This is a genomic window from Agrobacterium sp. SOY23 (genome assembly GCF_027212525.1).
Taxonomy (GTDB): domain Bacteria; phylum Pseudomonadota; class Alphaproteobacteria; order Rhizobiales; family Rhizobiaceae; genus Agrobacterium; species Agrobacterium tumefaciens_I.
This window is the reverse complement of sequence record NZ_JAPWDT010000003.1, coordinates 684,422-698,846: the sequence shown is the minus strand read 5'-3', so window position 1 is coordinate 698,846 and position 14,425 is coordinate 684,422. Positions and strand designations below refer to the sequence as shown.

The 14,425-nt window shown below is 60.6% G+C and carries 11 protein-coding genes; 3 read left to right on the top strand and 8 right to left on the bottom strand.

Annotated elements, in window-relative coordinates; all coding sequences use genetic code 11:
- Positions 1-3: 3 nt before the first annotated feature.
- The 3 genes from O3S81_RS11980 to O3S81_RS11970 form a co-directional block, all read right to left on the bottom strand.
- Entirely contained in the window at positions 4-1,128 is a 1,125-nt protein-coding gene (locus O3S81_RS11980; protein WP_269343400.1) for an ABC transporter permease, read from the bottom strand.
- A 9-nt stretch (positions 1,129-1,137) separates the two neighbouring features.
- A complete protein-coding gene (locus O3S81_RS11975) occupies positions 1,138-2,124 on the bottom strand; it encodes an ABC transporter permease (protein ID WP_142841996.1) in 987 nt (328 codons plus the stop codon).
- A 121-nt stretch (positions 2,125-2,245) separates the two neighbouring features.
- Positions 2,246-4,195: an ABC transporter substrate-binding protein gene (locus O3S81_RS11970; RefSeq protein ID WP_269343396.1), complete on the bottom strand. Its 1,950-nt coding sequence runs from the start codon at positions 4,193-4,195 to the stop codon at positions 2,246-2,248.
- Positions 4,196-4,495: 300 nt separating this feature from the next.
- On the opposite strand from O3S81_RS11970, the gene O3S81_RS11965 reads away from it, so the two are divergent.
- The 3 genes from O3S81_RS11965 to O3S81_RS11955 are packed head-to-tail and all read left to right on the top strand — an operon-like array spanning position 4,496 to position 7,079.
- Entirely contained in the window at positions 4,496-5,215 is a 720-nt protein-coding gene (locus O3S81_RS11965; RefSeq protein WP_269343395.1) for a FadR/GntR family transcriptional regulator, read from the top strand.
- A 54-nt stretch (positions 5,216-5,269) separates the two neighbouring features.
- The gene (locus O3S81_RS11960; RefSeq protein WP_269343394.1) at positions 5,270-6,151 is read left to right on the top strand and encodes an SMP-30/gluconolactonase/LRE family protein; all 882 of its coding nucleotides are present in this window, start codon (positions 5,270-5,272) and stop codon (positions 6,149-6,151) included.
- Positions 6,152-6,182: 31 nt separating this feature from the next.
- Positions 6,183-7,079, top strand: coding sequence for a dihydrodipicolinate synthase family protein (locus O3S81_RS11955; protein WP_269343392.1), 897 nt, complete (start codon positions 6,183-6,185; stop codon positions 7,077-7,079).
- 169 nt (positions 7,080-7,248) lie between these two features.
- On the opposite strand, the gene O3S81_RS11950 is transcribed toward O3S81_RS11955, so the two are convergent.
- The 5 genes from O3S81_RS11950 to O3S81_RS11930 all read right to left on the bottom strand — a co-directional run bounded on the left by O3S81_RS11950 (position 7,249) and on the right by O3S81_RS11930 (position 14,355).
- Positions 7,249-8,901, bottom strand: coding sequence for an OFA family MFS transporter (locus O3S81_RS11950; RefSeq protein WP_269343390.1), 1,653 nt, complete (start codon positions 8,899-8,901; stop codon positions 7,249-7,251).
- A gap of 115 nt (positions 8,902-9,016) precedes the next feature.
- Entirely contained in the window at positions 9,017-9,361 is a 345-nt protein-coding gene (locus tag O3S81_RS11945; RefSeq protein WP_269343389.1) for a formate dehydrogenase subunit delta, read from the bottom strand.
- A 74-nt stretch (positions 9,362-9,435) separates the two neighbouring features.
- Positions 9,436-12,318, bottom strand: coding sequence for a formate dehydrogenase subunit alpha (gene fdhF, locus O3S81_RS11940; RefSeq protein ID WP_269343387.1), 2,883 nt, complete (start codon positions 12,316-12,318; stop codon positions 9,436-9,438).
- Positions 12,319-12,322: 4 nt separating this feature from the next.
- Positions 12,323-13,879 carry a formate dehydrogenase beta subunit gene (locus O3S81_RS11935; protein ID WP_269343385.1) on the bottom strand — a complete coding sequence of 519 codons (1,557 nt, stop codon included), beginning with the start codon at positions 13,877-13,879 and terminating at the stop codon, positions 12,323-12,325.
- Complete coding sequence (locus O3S81_RS11930; protein WP_269343383.1) at positions 13,876-14,355, bottom strand: formate dehydrogenase subunit gamma; 480 nt, start codon at positions 14,353-14,355, stop codon at positions 13,876-13,878. The genes O3S81_RS11935 and O3S81_RS11930 overlap by 4 nt, the downstream gene beginning before the upstream one ends.
- Between the last annotated feature and the right edge of the window lie 70 nt (positions 14,356-14,425).

Genomic DNA, 14,425 nt, shown 5'->3' with positions numbered 1-14,425 from the left:
GCCTCACTTGTTATAAGGGTCGGCTGCATCACGCAGACCGTCACCGAGCAGATTGAGCGCCATGACCGCAATGACGACCGCCACACCGGGCAGGAACAGCCAGGGTGCGGTTGCGATCGAGCGGATGTTCTGCGCCTCGCGAAGTAGCACGCCCCAGGAGATGGTGGGGGGCTGAAGGCCGAGGCCGAGGAAGGACAGCGAGGTTTCCGCAAGGATCATCGCCGGAACCGCAAGCGTGACAGAGGCGATGATGTGGCTGGAAAAACTCGGCAGCATATGGCGGAAGATGATGCGCCCTTCCGGCACGCCATCCAGCCGGGCCGCAGCCACGAACTCCTCGGTTCTGAGCGACAGGAACCGGCCGCGCACGACGCGGGCAAGCTGCGCCCAGCCGGTCAAAGACAGGATGATGGTGATCATCATATATTGCAGCGTCGCAGGCCAGCCCTGCGGCAGCGCGGCGGCCAGCGCCAGCCAGATGGGAATGGTGGGCAGCGAGAGTACGAAGTCGATCACACGCTGCATGACGAAATCGATGCGGCCGCCGTAATAACCGGAGATACCGCCCAGAACGACGCCGAGCAGCAGCGAGAAAAACACGCCGACAAGACCGATAGACAGGGAAACCTGCGCACCCTGCACGACACGGCTGAAGACATCACGGCCGAGACGATCCGCGCCGAAGAGAAACAGCGGCCGCGTTTTATCGGTGGAGGCCAGCAGATGGATATCCGTGGTGAACAGGCCGAACACGGAATATTCGTAACCACGACCGAATAGCTGGACCGGGATTTTCTTCGCCGTATCTTCGACGAAGACTGCGGCGAGCGTTTCAGGATCGCGGGTCAGCTTCAGCGGATAATAATGCAGCCCGAGCGAAAAACCCTCGGTCGTATCGATGAAATGAACGCGTTGCGGCGGATGGAAGGTGGCGCGGGCGTTCTGCAGCACCGGATCGTTGATGGTGAAAAAACCGGGCACCAGCGCAACGATATACATGGCGATGGTGATGAACAGGGCGGCCATGGCCAGCTTGTGGCGCTTGAATGCCCACCAGATGAGCTGCCACTGCGAGGCGACGGCGGCGCGGTCCTGCCGGGCATTGGTGGTGATGGTGATATCGCTCATGGCGCCCTCCTATTCGAGCCGGATGCGCGGATCGACCAGCGCAAGCAGGATGTCGCTGATAAGCGATCCGATCAGCGTCAGCGCGCAGATCAACAGCACGAAAGCGCCGGCGAGATACATGTCCTGCGCCATCAGCGACTGCAGGAGCAGCGGCGCGGCCGTCGGCAGATTGAGCACGATGGCGACCACCACGGAGCCCGAAATGAGATTGGGCAGCAGCCATGCGATGGTGGAAATGAACGGGTTGAGCGCAATTCTGAGCGGGTATTTCGTAAGCAGCTTGAACTCGGACAATCCCTTCGCCCGCGCCGTCGTCACATAGGGCTTGGGCAATTCGTCCAGCATATTGGCGCGCATGACGCGGATGAGGCTTGCGGTGGAAGACACGGCAAGGATGGCGACCGGCAGCCAGATATGGGCCATCAGGTCGATCATCTTGGCAATGCTCCAGGACGCCGTTTCATATTCCGCCGAAAACAGCCCGCCGACATCGGCCCCGAACTCCACGGCCGCCACATACATCAGTACCAGCGCCAGCAGGAACGAGGGTATGGACAGGCCGAAAAAGGAAAAGGCGGTGAAGAGATAATCGCCGATCGAATATTTGCGCACGGCGGAGAAAACACCGATCGGAAGGGCGATGGCCCAGGTGGCGAGAAGGCTGGCGACGGCGAGAACCAGCGTCAGCGCCATGCGCTCCCAGATGAGGCCGGAAACCGGCTGCTGCCATTCGAACGAAATGCCGAAATCACCGCGGCTGATGATGCCCCATATCCATTTCAGATATTGCACGATCATCGGGTCATCGAGGCCGAAGCGTTCACGCAATTGCGCCGCCGTGTTGTGGTCGATGACCTCGTTGGAGGCGGCAAGCGTTGCGATGTAAGTCGTCACATAGTCGCCGGGCGGCAGCTGGATGAGGACAAAGGCAAGGAAACTGACGGCAAACAGGGACGGTATCATCCACAGCAGGCGTTTTACGATAAAAAGCAGCATGTCGCTCTCGCAATCACATTGGGCCGCAAGCACCGCCTTCCCTAGGAAAAACGGTTCGTGGCCGGTCGAAACAACCTGAGAGGCGTCGCCGCGTTAAGGCAGCGACGCCCATGTGGCGATGTCAGCTTGTGAAGGTGAACTGTTGCGGCAGCGCCGGGCCGGGATTGGGCCAGGTCCAGCTGTCGGGTTCCGTTTCCGGCACATTGCGCAGATTGTTGCGGATGATGCCGAAGCCGCCCACAGCAAGGCAGAGGCCGATCGTCTCGAACTCTTCCGCCGCGATGTCGAAGATCTGCTTCATCTTCTCGCCGCGCTTGGCAAGGTCGGCCGTCGAGCGCGCCTCGTCAAACAGCTTGAAGCGCTTCTTCTGGCTTTCCGGCGGCTCTTCGCCCTTCTGGCCATTCGAGGTGTACCAGAGCGCCCACGGAATGGCGTAACGCGATCCCTGCGGATGGAAAGCGAAGAAATCGCGCGGGTCGAGCATCGGATCGAGACCACCGGGGCCGGGCCAGACCGCCGCATCATGGGCGTTGTCATCGCCGCGTGTGTAGTACAGCGCGCGTTCGATGGTGTTGACCTTGATATCGACGCCGATCTGCGCCCACTGCGCCTTCACCAGTTCCAGCGCATCGACCAGATCGGGATAGAGCGTCGGGATGACGTCGATCGAAAAGAAGACCGGCTGGCCGTCAGGCCGCAACCGCATGCCGTTGCCGTTTTTCTTGTCGTAACCAGCCTTGTCGAGCAGATCATTCGCCTTGTCAGCATCGTATTCGGTGAACTGGCGCGCCAGCTTTTCATTATACCAGGGATGTGTCGGGCGTGGCCCGGCCTGGTATCCCTCGCTCTGGCCGAAATAGACGATGTCGATGATTTCCTGCCGGTTGAGCGCGATGGACAGCGCCTGACGGAAGGACTTGTCGGCGAACATCTTGCGCATTGCCGGGTCCTTGTGGGTGATGTTCAGATAGATCTGGCACTGCTGCGCGGCTGATGGCACCAGCGTCAGCAGGCGGTAATCACCCTTTTTCATGTTCTGCGACAAGGTGGGCTTGTTGGCGAGAACGCTGATATGGCGCTCCTGAATGTCGATCTTGCCGGAAATGACGTTCAGCATCAGCGATTCCACATCCTGCGAAATGCCGAAATTGATTTCATCGATATAGGGCAGCTGGTTACCTTCGGTATCGACCTGCCAGAAATACGGGTTGCGGGTCATGACCACGCGGGTTGCGCCGCCGGAATAGGGTTCCTTCACCACCCAAGGGTCGAGCGTCGGCTTGTCGACATTCGACCAGCGGGACGGAATTTCGATATCGCCGCATTTGGCCCGGAACAGTTCCGTCCAGCTGGAGACGCCCGCCGCCTTCACATCGGCATCGAGCGTCGTGTTGTATTTCGGCAGGAACTTGCTGCAATAATGCTTGGGAAACAGCGTCGGATGCTGGCCGAGCGGGGTGGCGAGGTTTTCGAGATAAAGCGCATTCGGCGCCGCGAATTTGAACTTCACCGTGAAATCATCGACCTTTTCGACATCGACGGCCTTGCCGGCCACGGAAAGCTGCGCCGGGGTGGCGCTGTAAAGCTCCTTGTTCTTGATGCAATCCTCGATGGCGAACACCACGTCATCTGCGGTGAAAGGATGGCCGTCCGACCATTTTGCGCCCTCCAGCAGATGGAAGGTGAATTGCGAAGCGTCCTCGTTGACCTCCCATTTCACCGCAAGGTTCGGCAGAACCTCGGTGAAGTCCATGTTCCAGCGGACGAGCCCCTGATTGCCGACCATGCGCAGGATGCCGTTATGGTCGGACGAACCGCGCAGGCCACGGCGCAATGTGCCGCCATAGGTGCCGACTTTCTCGTGCGGTGTCACCACCATCGGATTTTTCGGCAGACGCTCGGCCAGAGGCGGCAATTTGCCATCCTTCACCAGCGCTTCAAGTGCCGGCGCTTGTTTGCCGGTGGCAGCCCTGGCCGAGGTCCCGATGACGGAAAGGGCGGCGACGCCCCCAAGCCCCGCCATGAAGGTTCGGCGCGTCACGCCCAGTGAAAATGCATCGCCATCGCGCATCGATTATCCTCCCAAAAAATCACCGGCAGCGAGACGGCTTTCACCGTACCGCAACGGCCCTCCCGGCCAGCCAGCACACCGATCCTCCATCGGCAGGGGCAGACCATATGGGCGTTTTCAGATGATTACAAGTATTGACAGATTTTTACATATTTTTTATTCGTAGATTGGTTTTCAGGATCAGGATTGAAGAAAAAATCGGCACGACGGCGCCTCGCTCACAAAAACCCCGGTATTTCTGTTGCGATTGAAATGCAGGAAATCCATTAACTTCAGCGATTTGCAACGGAAGGGCTGCTGATGGACAATCAAACCGCATCTGCCGCCGCTCGAGGCGAGACCAGGCTGAGCGACATCATCTACGAAAAGATCGTTGGCATGATTTCGGACGGGCGGTTTCCCGTAAACGAGCGGCTGCCATCGGAACAGAATCTGGCGTCGTTATTCGGTGCATCCCGGCCGGTCGTTCGCGAGGCCCTGGAGCGGCTGCGAAACGATGGACTTATCGTCTCCCAGAAGGGGTCGGGCTCCTATGTGCGCCAGCAGCCGGATTCGTCCGTGTTGCAGCAGGTGCCCGTCGGCTCGCTTGCCGACGTACAGCGTTTTTTCGAATTCCGGTCCGGCCTTGAATCTGCAGCCGCCGAACTTGCCGCACGCAACTGGCAGGCCGCCGACAAAACCCGTATCGAGCAGGCCATCGCGGCACTGGAGCAGTGTCTGGAGCGCAACGATCTTGGTGCGGAGGAAGACTTTGCCCTGCACGAAGCCATCGCCAAAGCGAGCCATAACCAGTTCCACATCACCGTGCGGATCTGGTTCAAGCCGCATTTCGCAATCGGCCAGTCGGTGACACGCAGCCTCAGCCTTAAGCGCACGCCGCAACATGTGCGCGAGGTGCAGAACGAGCATACCGCAATCGTGGAAGCGATTTTTGCACGGCAGGAGCAGGCCGCGCATGACGCGATGAAAGACCACATCCTGAAGGCACGCGCCCGCATGTTTCAGGGTGTCGGCAGCTAGAGCCGTTTCCGCAATTCGAAAGACGAGACCGTACAGGGCGATGGAGAATAATCAGTGAGCCAGCCGCGCATCATGGAACCGAAACTCCGCTCGCTTGTCGATACGCCGTTGAAGGTTGGAGAATCACCGGCATGGGACGAGCGGACCGGCAATCTGTGGTTCGTCGATATTCTCGCCCTCGCCATTTTCTGCCTGCATCCGGGCGGAAAGCTCGACAGATACGATATGCCCGCTGAGGTGGGGTGTCTCGGTCTTTGCGACAATGGCCTGATCGTGGCGGGCCTGAAAACCGGCGTGCATCTTCTTGATCCCGCAAACGGCAAGCTCGAACTTCTATGCGACCCGGACGAAGGGCGGCCTGACAGCCGCCTCAACGACGGAAAGGTCGGCCCGGACGGCCACTTTTGGGTCGGAACCCGCGACGAGGCCACCATACAGACAGGCAATGCGCGCCTCTATCGCGTCGCGCCTGATGGCGGCATCGAACGCATCATCGATGGCGGCATGTTCACATCCAACGGGCTTGCCTGGAGCCCGGATGGCAGGCGCATGTATCATTCCGACAGCAGCGGGCTGATGTATCAGGCGTTCGATTTCGATGCCGCGACCGGCAGGCTCGGCCCGGCCGAACGTCTTCACGATTTCGCACCGGACGAAGGCAGGCCGGATGGCGCGGCAACCGATAGCGAAGGCTGTTACTGGAGCGCCGGCGTTCAGGCCGGGCGTCTCAACCGCTTTTCGCCGGACGGCGAACTGTTCGAAGTCTACAGGCTGCCGTTCAGGGGGCCGACCATGCCGTGTTTCGGCGGTCCGGACCTCAAAACGATCTATCTGACAAGTCTCGTCACCGAGACGGACGGCATCACCACCGCCGGCACCGTTGTGGCATTCGATGCCCCCGTCGCCGGCACGCCCGTTCACAAATTCTCCATCTGAAGATGACCTTTGACCTTAAGGAACCCAGTTGATGACGACATTCGATTTTCGCCAGGCCCTGCAGGGTATCTCCGGCGTTCCGGTAACGGCTTATGATGCAAGCGGCGAAGTAGACACCGGTGTCACCGCCGAGGTTTACGCCCGTGTTGCAAAGGCAGGCATCCATAATATCGTCGCGGCGGGCAATACCGGTGAATTCTACGCCTTGACGCCCGCGGAAATTCTGAAGGTTTATGAGGCCGCGATAAAAGGTGTCAGCGGGAAAGCCCCGGTCACGGCGGCGATTGGACGCTCGCAGCGCGAGGCTCTCGCCATGGCCCGCCAGGCAAAAGAAATGGGCGCATCCGCCGTCATGTCGCATCAGCCGGTCGACCCTTTTGCGGCGCCGCAATCGCAGATCGACTATTTCGTCGGTCTGGCGGAGGGCAGCGAATTGCCGCTTGTCGCCTATGTCCGTGCGGACGGTTTTTCTGTCGATGACATGGTAAGGCTTTCCAGCCACCCGAATGTTGCGGGCATCAAGTTCGCGACCACAGACATCATGCTTCTGTCGCGGGCGATTGCCGCTTCCAATCCGAAGGGCGCTCTTTATGTCTGCGGCCTTGCGGAAAGCTGGGCACCCGCCTTTTCGGCGGTCGGTGCACGCGGCTTCACATCCGGTCTCGTCAACGTGGCTCCGCAATTCTCCCTGCAGGTACATGATGCCCTGACATCAGGCGATTTTTCAGCGGCACGGAAGATCGTTGAAAAGATCGAACTCTTCGAACGGCTGCGGACGCGCTATCGCAACGGCGCCAATGTGACGGTGGTGAAGGAAGCCATGGAAATTCTCGGACTCAAGGTTGGCCCGGTGCGCGCGCCGGGACTTGCCCGACTGGACAAAGACGACCACGCAACACTTGAAGGATTGCTTGCCAGCTGGCGTTGATGGACGCCAGACCGGCAAGCTGCACATTTTGCGAATACCGGGAGGCGGTTCATCTGACGTGATCTGAACCGCAGCCTCTTTTCGCTTCGATAAGGTGATATGCCGGCCATGAGCCGGCATATGCTTTCCGGGTCGTGCACAGATCCTGCACGACCGAGGTAGCGGATGTTCAGCCAAACAGCGCGAGACTGCTCCTCACGGTAACCCACACGCCCCAGAGAAGCGGAATACCGACCGCAACCCAGGCAAGGGCTGCCTTGGTGTCCAGGCCGCCACGTCCGATGCCGAAGGAACCCGTCGGGCCGGCATTGGCGGCAGCGGTCTTCGCCTGAAGCGCCGCCACTTCCGCATCCGACATGAACCACTTGTCCGAAAGTGGCCGCACGAAAGCATTGGCCACAAGGCCGATCGCCAGCATGCCCGCCAGAATATACATGGTGCTGGTATAGAGCGCTGGTCCCGGCGCCACACCCGCCGCGATCTGCGCCTCGCGGATGTAGTTGACGACGACCGGACCGGCGATACCGGCAGTCGCCCACGCCGTCAGCAGGCGACCGTGAATAGCACCCACGAACTGCGTACCGAAGATATCGGCGAGATAGGCCGGGATGGTGGCGAAACCACCGCCATACATGGACAGGATGATACCGAGAGCCAGAACGAAGAGCGCCTTGGAGCCCATCGTCGCCAGCGTCGGCGCCAGCGCATAAAGAATGATGCCGAGAATGAAGAAGCAGAAATAGGTATTCTTGCGGCCGATCTTGTCGGACATCGACGCCCAGAAGAAGCGGCCACCGATGTTGAACAGGGAAAGCAGACCGGTGAAGCCAGCCGCAATCGCCGCGATCTGCGCCTTTTGCCCGGCATCGAGATCCGCAAAACCCACACCGGGCAAACCGATCAGCGAGCCCGCGAAGATTTCCTGCAGCATGGGTGAAGCCATGCCGATGACGCCGATGCCCGCCGAAACGTTCAGGCACAGCACTGCCCAGATAAGCCAGAATTGCGGTGTCTTGTGCGCATCGCGCAGATGCACGTGGCGATGGGTTATCATGGCGCTTTTGGCGGAGGGCGCCGTCCAGCCTTCCGGGCGCCAGCCCGATGGCGGAATGCGGTAACCGAAGGCACCCGCCATCATGAAGACGAAATAGATCAGGGCCATGACGACGAAAGTCTGCCAGACGCCGACCGAAACATCCGTCTTGAAGTTGTTCATCAGAAGATTGGCAAGCGGCGCACCGATCATCGCACCACCGCCGAAACCCATGATGGCCATGCCCGTCGCCATACCGCGACGATCCGGAAACCATTTGATCAGCGTCGATACGGGCGAAATATAGCCGAGCCCAAGCCCGATGCCACCGATGACGCCGGCGCCCAGCCACATCAGCCACAGTTGATGCGTGATGACACCGACTGCCGCCACCAGGATACCGCCGCACCAGCAGCAGGCGGAAACGAAGCCGGCCTTGCGTGGCCCCACTCTTTCCAGCCAGCCACCCCAAATGGCCGCAGAGCAACCCAGAAGAACGAAGAAAAGCGTATAGATCCAGCCGAGATCGGCCACACGCCAGTTGCACTCAGTGGTAAACAGCGCCCCGACAAGCGTGAGGCTGGAGCAGCTGGGGTCCGTCGCCGGCAGCGCCTTCGACAGCGGCAGCCAGAACACGCTGAAGCCATAGGCCATGCCAATGCATAGATGAATGGCAAGGGCCGCCGGCGGCACCAGCCAGCGATTAAAACCCGGTCTTGCGATTATTCGTTCGCGGTCCAAAAACCCGGCTTGCGCCGCCTCTCCCGCCGTTGCATCTGCTACTGCCATTGACATTACCTCCCTCGTGAATGTCTGGACATGTCACGTTCGCCCCGCCTGGTGAACGCCAATGTCGCCGAACGTCCCCTGTCCGGCCAAAACTCTGATTTTGCGGCCGTGCCGCTCAAGCCCCTGTGCTTTCCGGCACGCTCGGCTCCGAAAGGGACTCACCCGCAATTGGTCCCTTCCCGCCCGGAGCGCCCTTCGCATCGTCGCCGAGACCCACCGCATCGGCTGCCGGATCACCGGGCCGCCTTATCTCCTTCGACGCGGCAAGCACCAGCGGCAGAAAATCACCAGCCCCGGCATCCACCATCTCGAAGAACCGGCGCCGCATGCGCGGTTCCCAGAACTTGTTGATATGCGTGGCAACACCTTCGATGCGAATATCTTCCGACTGCGACAGAAAGAACGTCGCGATCTGGTTCGCCATTCTCACCAGCTTTTCATCGGTGTGGTTGAGCAACATGACCTACTCCCCGCGCCGGCTCCCACGCCGACGCCTCCATGAATGAGACGGCCGGGGCCAGGCCCGGCCCCCGATTATTCCGCAGCTTCGAGCTTGCCGGCGATGCGGCGGGACTGACGCGAGAGCGCATCATATTCTTCCTGCCATTCCGTCGGCCCGTTGGAGGGCGAGACCTGAACCGCCGTCACCTTGTATTCCGGGCAATTGGTCGCCCAGTCGGAAAAGTCGGTGGTGATGACGTTCGCCTGCGTGCCGGGATGGTGGAAGGTCGTGTAGACCACGCCCGGCGCCACACGGTCGGTAATCAGCGCCCGCAGCGTCGTGTCTCCCGACCGGCTGACGAGCTTGATCCAGTCGCCGTCCTTCACGCCGCGCTGTTCGGCATCATGCGGATGGATTTCGAGACGATCCTCCTCGTGCCAGACGACGTTTTCCGTGCGCCGTGTCTGCGCCCCGACATTATATTGCGACAGGATGCGGCCGGTGGTGAGCAGCAGCGGGAACCGCGGCCCGGTGCGTTCATCCGTCGCCACATATTCGGTGCGGATGAACTTGCCCTTGCCTCGGACAAAACCGTCCACATGCATGATCGGCGAACCCTCAGGGAATTTCTCGTTGCAGGGCCACTGCACCGAGCCTTTCTCTTCCAGATAGGCGTAGGAAACGCCGGCGAAACTTGGCGTTGTCGCGGCGATTTCATCCATGATTTCAGACGGATGTGCGTAGTTCCACGCAAGCCCCATGGCCTGCGCCAGTTTCTGCGTCACTTCCCAGTCGGCATAACCGTTCTTCGGCGACATGACCTTGCGCACGCGGTTGATGCGGCGCTCGGCATTGGTGAAGGTGCCGTCCTTTTCGAGGAAGGTGGAACCCGGCAGGAAGACATGCGCGTAATTCGCCGTCTCGTTCAGGAAGAGATCGTGCACCACGACACATTCCATGGCAGCGAGACCGGCCGAAACATGCTTCGTATCCGGGTCGGACTGGAGAATATCCTCGCCCTGAATATAGATGCCCTTGAAGCTGCCATCCACGGCCGCATCGAGCATGTTGGGGATACGGAGCCCCGGCTCGTTGTTAAGTTTCACGCCCCAGAGTTTCTCGAAGATGTCACGCGTGGCATCATCGGAAATATGCCGGTAGCCCGGAAGTTCGTGCGGGAAAGACCCCATGTCGCAGGAGCCCTGCACATTGTTCTGCCCGCGCAGCGGATTGACCCCCACGCCGGGGCGGCCGATATTGCCGGTCGCCATGGCAAGATTGGCGATCGCCATGACGGTCGTCGAACCCTGGCTGTGTTCGGTGACACCAAGCCCGTAATAGATCGCGCCATTGCCGCCCTTGGCATAGAGACGCGCGGCACCACGCAATTCTTCCGCCGGCACGCCGGTGAAACTTTCGGTTTCTTCCGGGCTATGCTGCGGCTCGGCAACGAAGGCAGCCCAATCCTCGAATTCCGACCAGTCGCAGCGCTCGCGGATGAAGGCTTCGTTGAACAGCCCTTCCGTGACGATCACATGCGCAAGCGCCGTCAGCACCGCAACGTTGGTGCCGGGCAGCAGCGGCAGGTGGAAGGACGCCTCCACATGCGGCGTGCGGACGAGATCGATGCGGCGCGGATCGATGACGATGAGCTTCGCCCCCTGCCGCAGCCGTTTCTTCAGCCGCGAGCCGAAAACAGGATGCCCATCGGTCGGATTGGCGCCGATGACCAGCACCACATCGGACTGCTCGACACTATCAAAATTCTGCGTGCCGGCGGAGGTGCCGAAAGCCTGGCCGAGACCATACCCCGTCGGCGAATGGCAGACGCGGGCGCAGGTATCGACGTTGTTATTACCGAAACCGGCGCGGATGAGTTTCTGGACGAGGAAGGTTTCCTCATTCGTGCAGCGCGACGAGGTGATGCCGCCGATGGACTCCCGACCATATTGACCCTGGATACGCCGGAACTCGGAGGCAACGTGAGAGAAGGCCTCCTCCCACGAGACTTCCCGCCATGGATCGCTGATCTTTTCGCGGATCATCGGGTTGAGAATGCGGTCCCTGTGGGTCGCGTAACCATAGGCAAAGCGGCCCTTGACGCAGGAATGGCCACGATTGGCCTGTCCGTCCTTCCACGGCACCATGCGCACCAGTTCTTCACCGCGCATTTCCGCCTTGAAGGAGCAGCCGACACCGCAATAGGCGCAGGTCGTGACCATCGAATGTTCCGGCTGGCCGATCTCGATCACCGATTTTTCCGTCAGCGTCGCCGTCGGACAGGCCTGCACGCAGGCGCCGCAGGAAACGCAGTCGGAATCGAGGAACGCCTCATGCGCGCCGGGTGACACCCGGCTTTCGAAACCGCGCCCTTCGATCGTCAGTGCGAAGGTGCCCTGCACTTCCTCGCAGGCGCGCACGCAGCGGGAACAGACGATGCATTTGGAAGGATCATAGGTGAAATAGGGATTGCTTTCGTCCTTCGGCATCCAGCGGGCATTGAGATCGCCCTCACCGGTGCGCGCCTTGACGTGGTTGTCGCCTTCATAACCATAACGCACATCGCGCAGGCCAACGGCACCCGCCATATCCTGCAATTCACAATCGCCATTGGCGGCGCAGGTCAGACAGTCGAGCGGGTGATCGGAGATATAAAGCTCCATCACGCCTTTACGGATCTGCTTCAGCCGCTCCGTCTGCGTGTGCACGACGAGACCGGGGGCGACAGGCGTGGTGCAGGAGGCGGGGGTGCCGTTGCGGCCCTCCACCTCGATCAGACAGAGCCGGCAGGAGCCGAAAGCATCCACCATATCGGTGGCACAGAGTTTCGGGACATCGATGCCCGCTTCGCGCGAGGCGCGCATTATCGAGGTACCCGCCGGCACAGTCACCTGCCGCCCATCGATGGTCAGCGTCACCATGTCCGTAGCGAGGGATTTCGGGGTTCCATAGTCAAATTCTGTCACAAGGGCCATGGTCTTACTCCGCCGCTTCAACACGTGGGATGGGGGCAAAATCTTCCGGGAAATGCCGGAGCGCGCTCATGACGGGATAGGGCGTGAAACCGCCAAGCGCACAGAGCGAACCGAATTTCATGGTTTCGCAGAGGTCTTCGAGCAGCGCCGTGTTTTTCTCCCGCTCGATGCCAAGCGCGATCTTGTCCACCGTCTCGACACCGCGCGTTGAGCCGATGCGGCAGGGCGTGCACTTGCCGCAACTTTCGACCGCGCAGAATTCCAGCGCGAACCGCGCCTGATGGAGCATGTCCGCGGTCTCGTCGAACACCACGATACCGGCATGTCCGATAAGGCCGCCGGCAGCGGTAAAAGCCTCATAATCGAAGATCGTATCGAACAGCGAGACCGGGAAATAGGCGCCGAGCGGGCCGCCCACCTGCACCGCCTTGACGGGCCGGCCAGTGATCGTGCCGCCACCGATATCGTTGACCAACTGACCGAGCGGCAGGCCGAAGGCGGTCTCATAAAGCCCGCCATGTTTGATGTTTCCGGCGAGCTGGATGGGGATGGTGCCATGCGAGCGGCCAACGCCGAAATCGCGATAGAAGGCCGCACCACGATCCATGATGACCGGAATGGAGGCGAGCGAAATCACATTGTTGACGACGGTGGGCTTGCCGAACAGCCCTTGCAAGGCGGGCAGCGGCGGCTTGGCACGCACGGTGCCGCGTTTACCTTCCAGGCTGTTCAGAAGCGAGGTTTCCTCGCCGCAGACATAGGCGCCGGCACCCATGCGCACTTCCATGTCGAAGGCCCGGCCGGAACCGAGGACGGATGGGCCGATGATGCCTTCGCGACGGGCGATCTCTATCGCCTGCTCCATGACCTTGATGGCGTAAGGATATTCCGAGCGCGTATAGATGAAACCTTTCGTCGCGCCGACGGCAAGGCCGGCAATCACCATGCCTTCGATCAGCACGAAGGGATCGCCTTCCATGATCATGCGGTCGGCAAAGGTGCCGCTATCACCCTCGTCCGCATTGCAGACGATGTATTTCTGATCGGCCACCGCATCGGCAACCGTCTTCCATTTGATGCCCGTCGGGAAACCCGCACCGCCGCGCCCGCGCAGGCCGCTTTCGGTCACCTGGGCGACGATGTCGAGCGGCGCCATGGCAACGGCTTTTTCAAGACCTTTCATGCCCTGATAGGCACGATAATCCTCAAGCGACAACGGATCGGTCACGCCGCAACGTGCAAAGGTCAGGCGCGTCTGGTTTTTCAGGAACGGAATATCCTTTGTCGGCCCGAGACAGAGACGATGCTCGCCGCCATTGAGAAAACCCGCATCGAAGAGCGAAGCAACGTCACTGGCCTTGACCGGCCCATAGGCGATACGACCATGCTCGGTGCGCACTTCCACAAGCACTTCAAGCCAGAGCATGCCGCGCGAGCCGTTGCGGACGATATGGACGTCGAGGTTGCGGACGGCCGCCTCGCGGGCGATCGCTTCGGCCACGCGGTTTGCGCCAACGGCAAGTGCTGCGGAGTCGCCCGGAACAAAAACGGTGACACTCATCGGCGCGCCTCCGTCAGAATGTCGCCAAGACAGTCCTCGTCAAGGCGGGCATGGACTTCGCCATCCAGCATCAGGGCCGGCGCCTGCGCGCAAAGCCCGAGACAGAAGACCGGTTCCAGCGTGACCGAGCCGTCGGCCGCGGTTTCGTGCCAGTCGAGGCCGAGCCGGGTCTTGATGGTCTCCGCAAGAGGCTCGCCACCCATCGACTGGCAAGCCTCGGCGCGACAGAGCTTCAGCACATGCCTGCCGGAAGGGTGATCGCGAAAGTCGGGATAGAAGGTTACGACGCCATGAACCTCGGCACGCGATATATTCAGCGAGGATGCGATGATCTGCTTGGCGCTTTCCGGTATGTAACCGAACTCCTCCTGCACCGCGTGCAATATGGGCAGCAATGGCCCTTCGAGGTGAAGAAAATCGCCAATGATAGCGGAAACACGGGCCGCCTCATCTGCGGCAACCGCACGGATATTCATAAGCCAGTCCTCCCAAACCGACAGGGGGCAGGTATGGCAAACGGCACATGTTTCAGTCCCTGCACAGCCC

Bases quoted from the DNA above. Each gene is read 5' to 3' on its own strand.
- O3S81_RS11950 (WP_269343390.1), bottom strand. From the start codon at position 8,901: ATGGCAGTAGCAGATGCAACGGCGGGAGAGGCGGCGCAAGCCGGGTTT.
- O3S81_RS11975 (WP_142841996.1), bottom strand. From the start codon at position 2,124: ATGCTGCTTTTTATCGTAAAACGCCTGCTGTGGATGATACCGTCCCTG.
- O3S81_RS11955 (WP_269343392.1), top strand. From the start codon at position 6,183: ATGACGACATTCGATTTTCGCCAGGCCCTGCAGGGTATCTCCGGCGTT.
- O3S81_RS11945 (WP_269343389.1), bottom strand. From the start codon at position 9,361: ATGTTGCTCAACCACACCGATGAAAAGCTGGTGAGAATGGCGAACCAG.
- O3S81_RS11980 (WP_269343400.1), bottom strand. From the start codon at position 1,128: ATGAGCGATATCACCATCACCACCAATGCCCGGCAGGACCGCGCCGCC.
- O3S81_RS11970 (WP_269343396.1), bottom strand. From the start codon at position 4,195: ATGCGCGATGGCGATGCATTTTCACTGGGCGTGACGCGCCGAACCTTC.
- O3S81_RS11965 (WP_269343395.1), top strand. From the start codon at position 4,496: ATGGACAATCAAACCGCATCTGCCGCCGCTCGAGGCGAGACCAGGCTG.
- fdhF (WP_269343387.1), bottom strand. From the start codon at position 12,318: ATGGCCCTTGTGACAGAATTTGACTATGGAACCCCGAAATCCCTCGCT.
- O3S81_RS11935 (WP_269343385.1), bottom strand. From the start codon at position 13,879: ATGAGTGTCACCGTTTTTGTTCCGGGCGACTCCGCAGCACTTGCCGTT.
- O3S81_RS11930 (WP_269343383.1), bottom strand. From the start codon at position 14,355: ATGAATATCCGTGCGGTTGCCGCAGATGAGGCGGCCCGTGTTTCCGCT.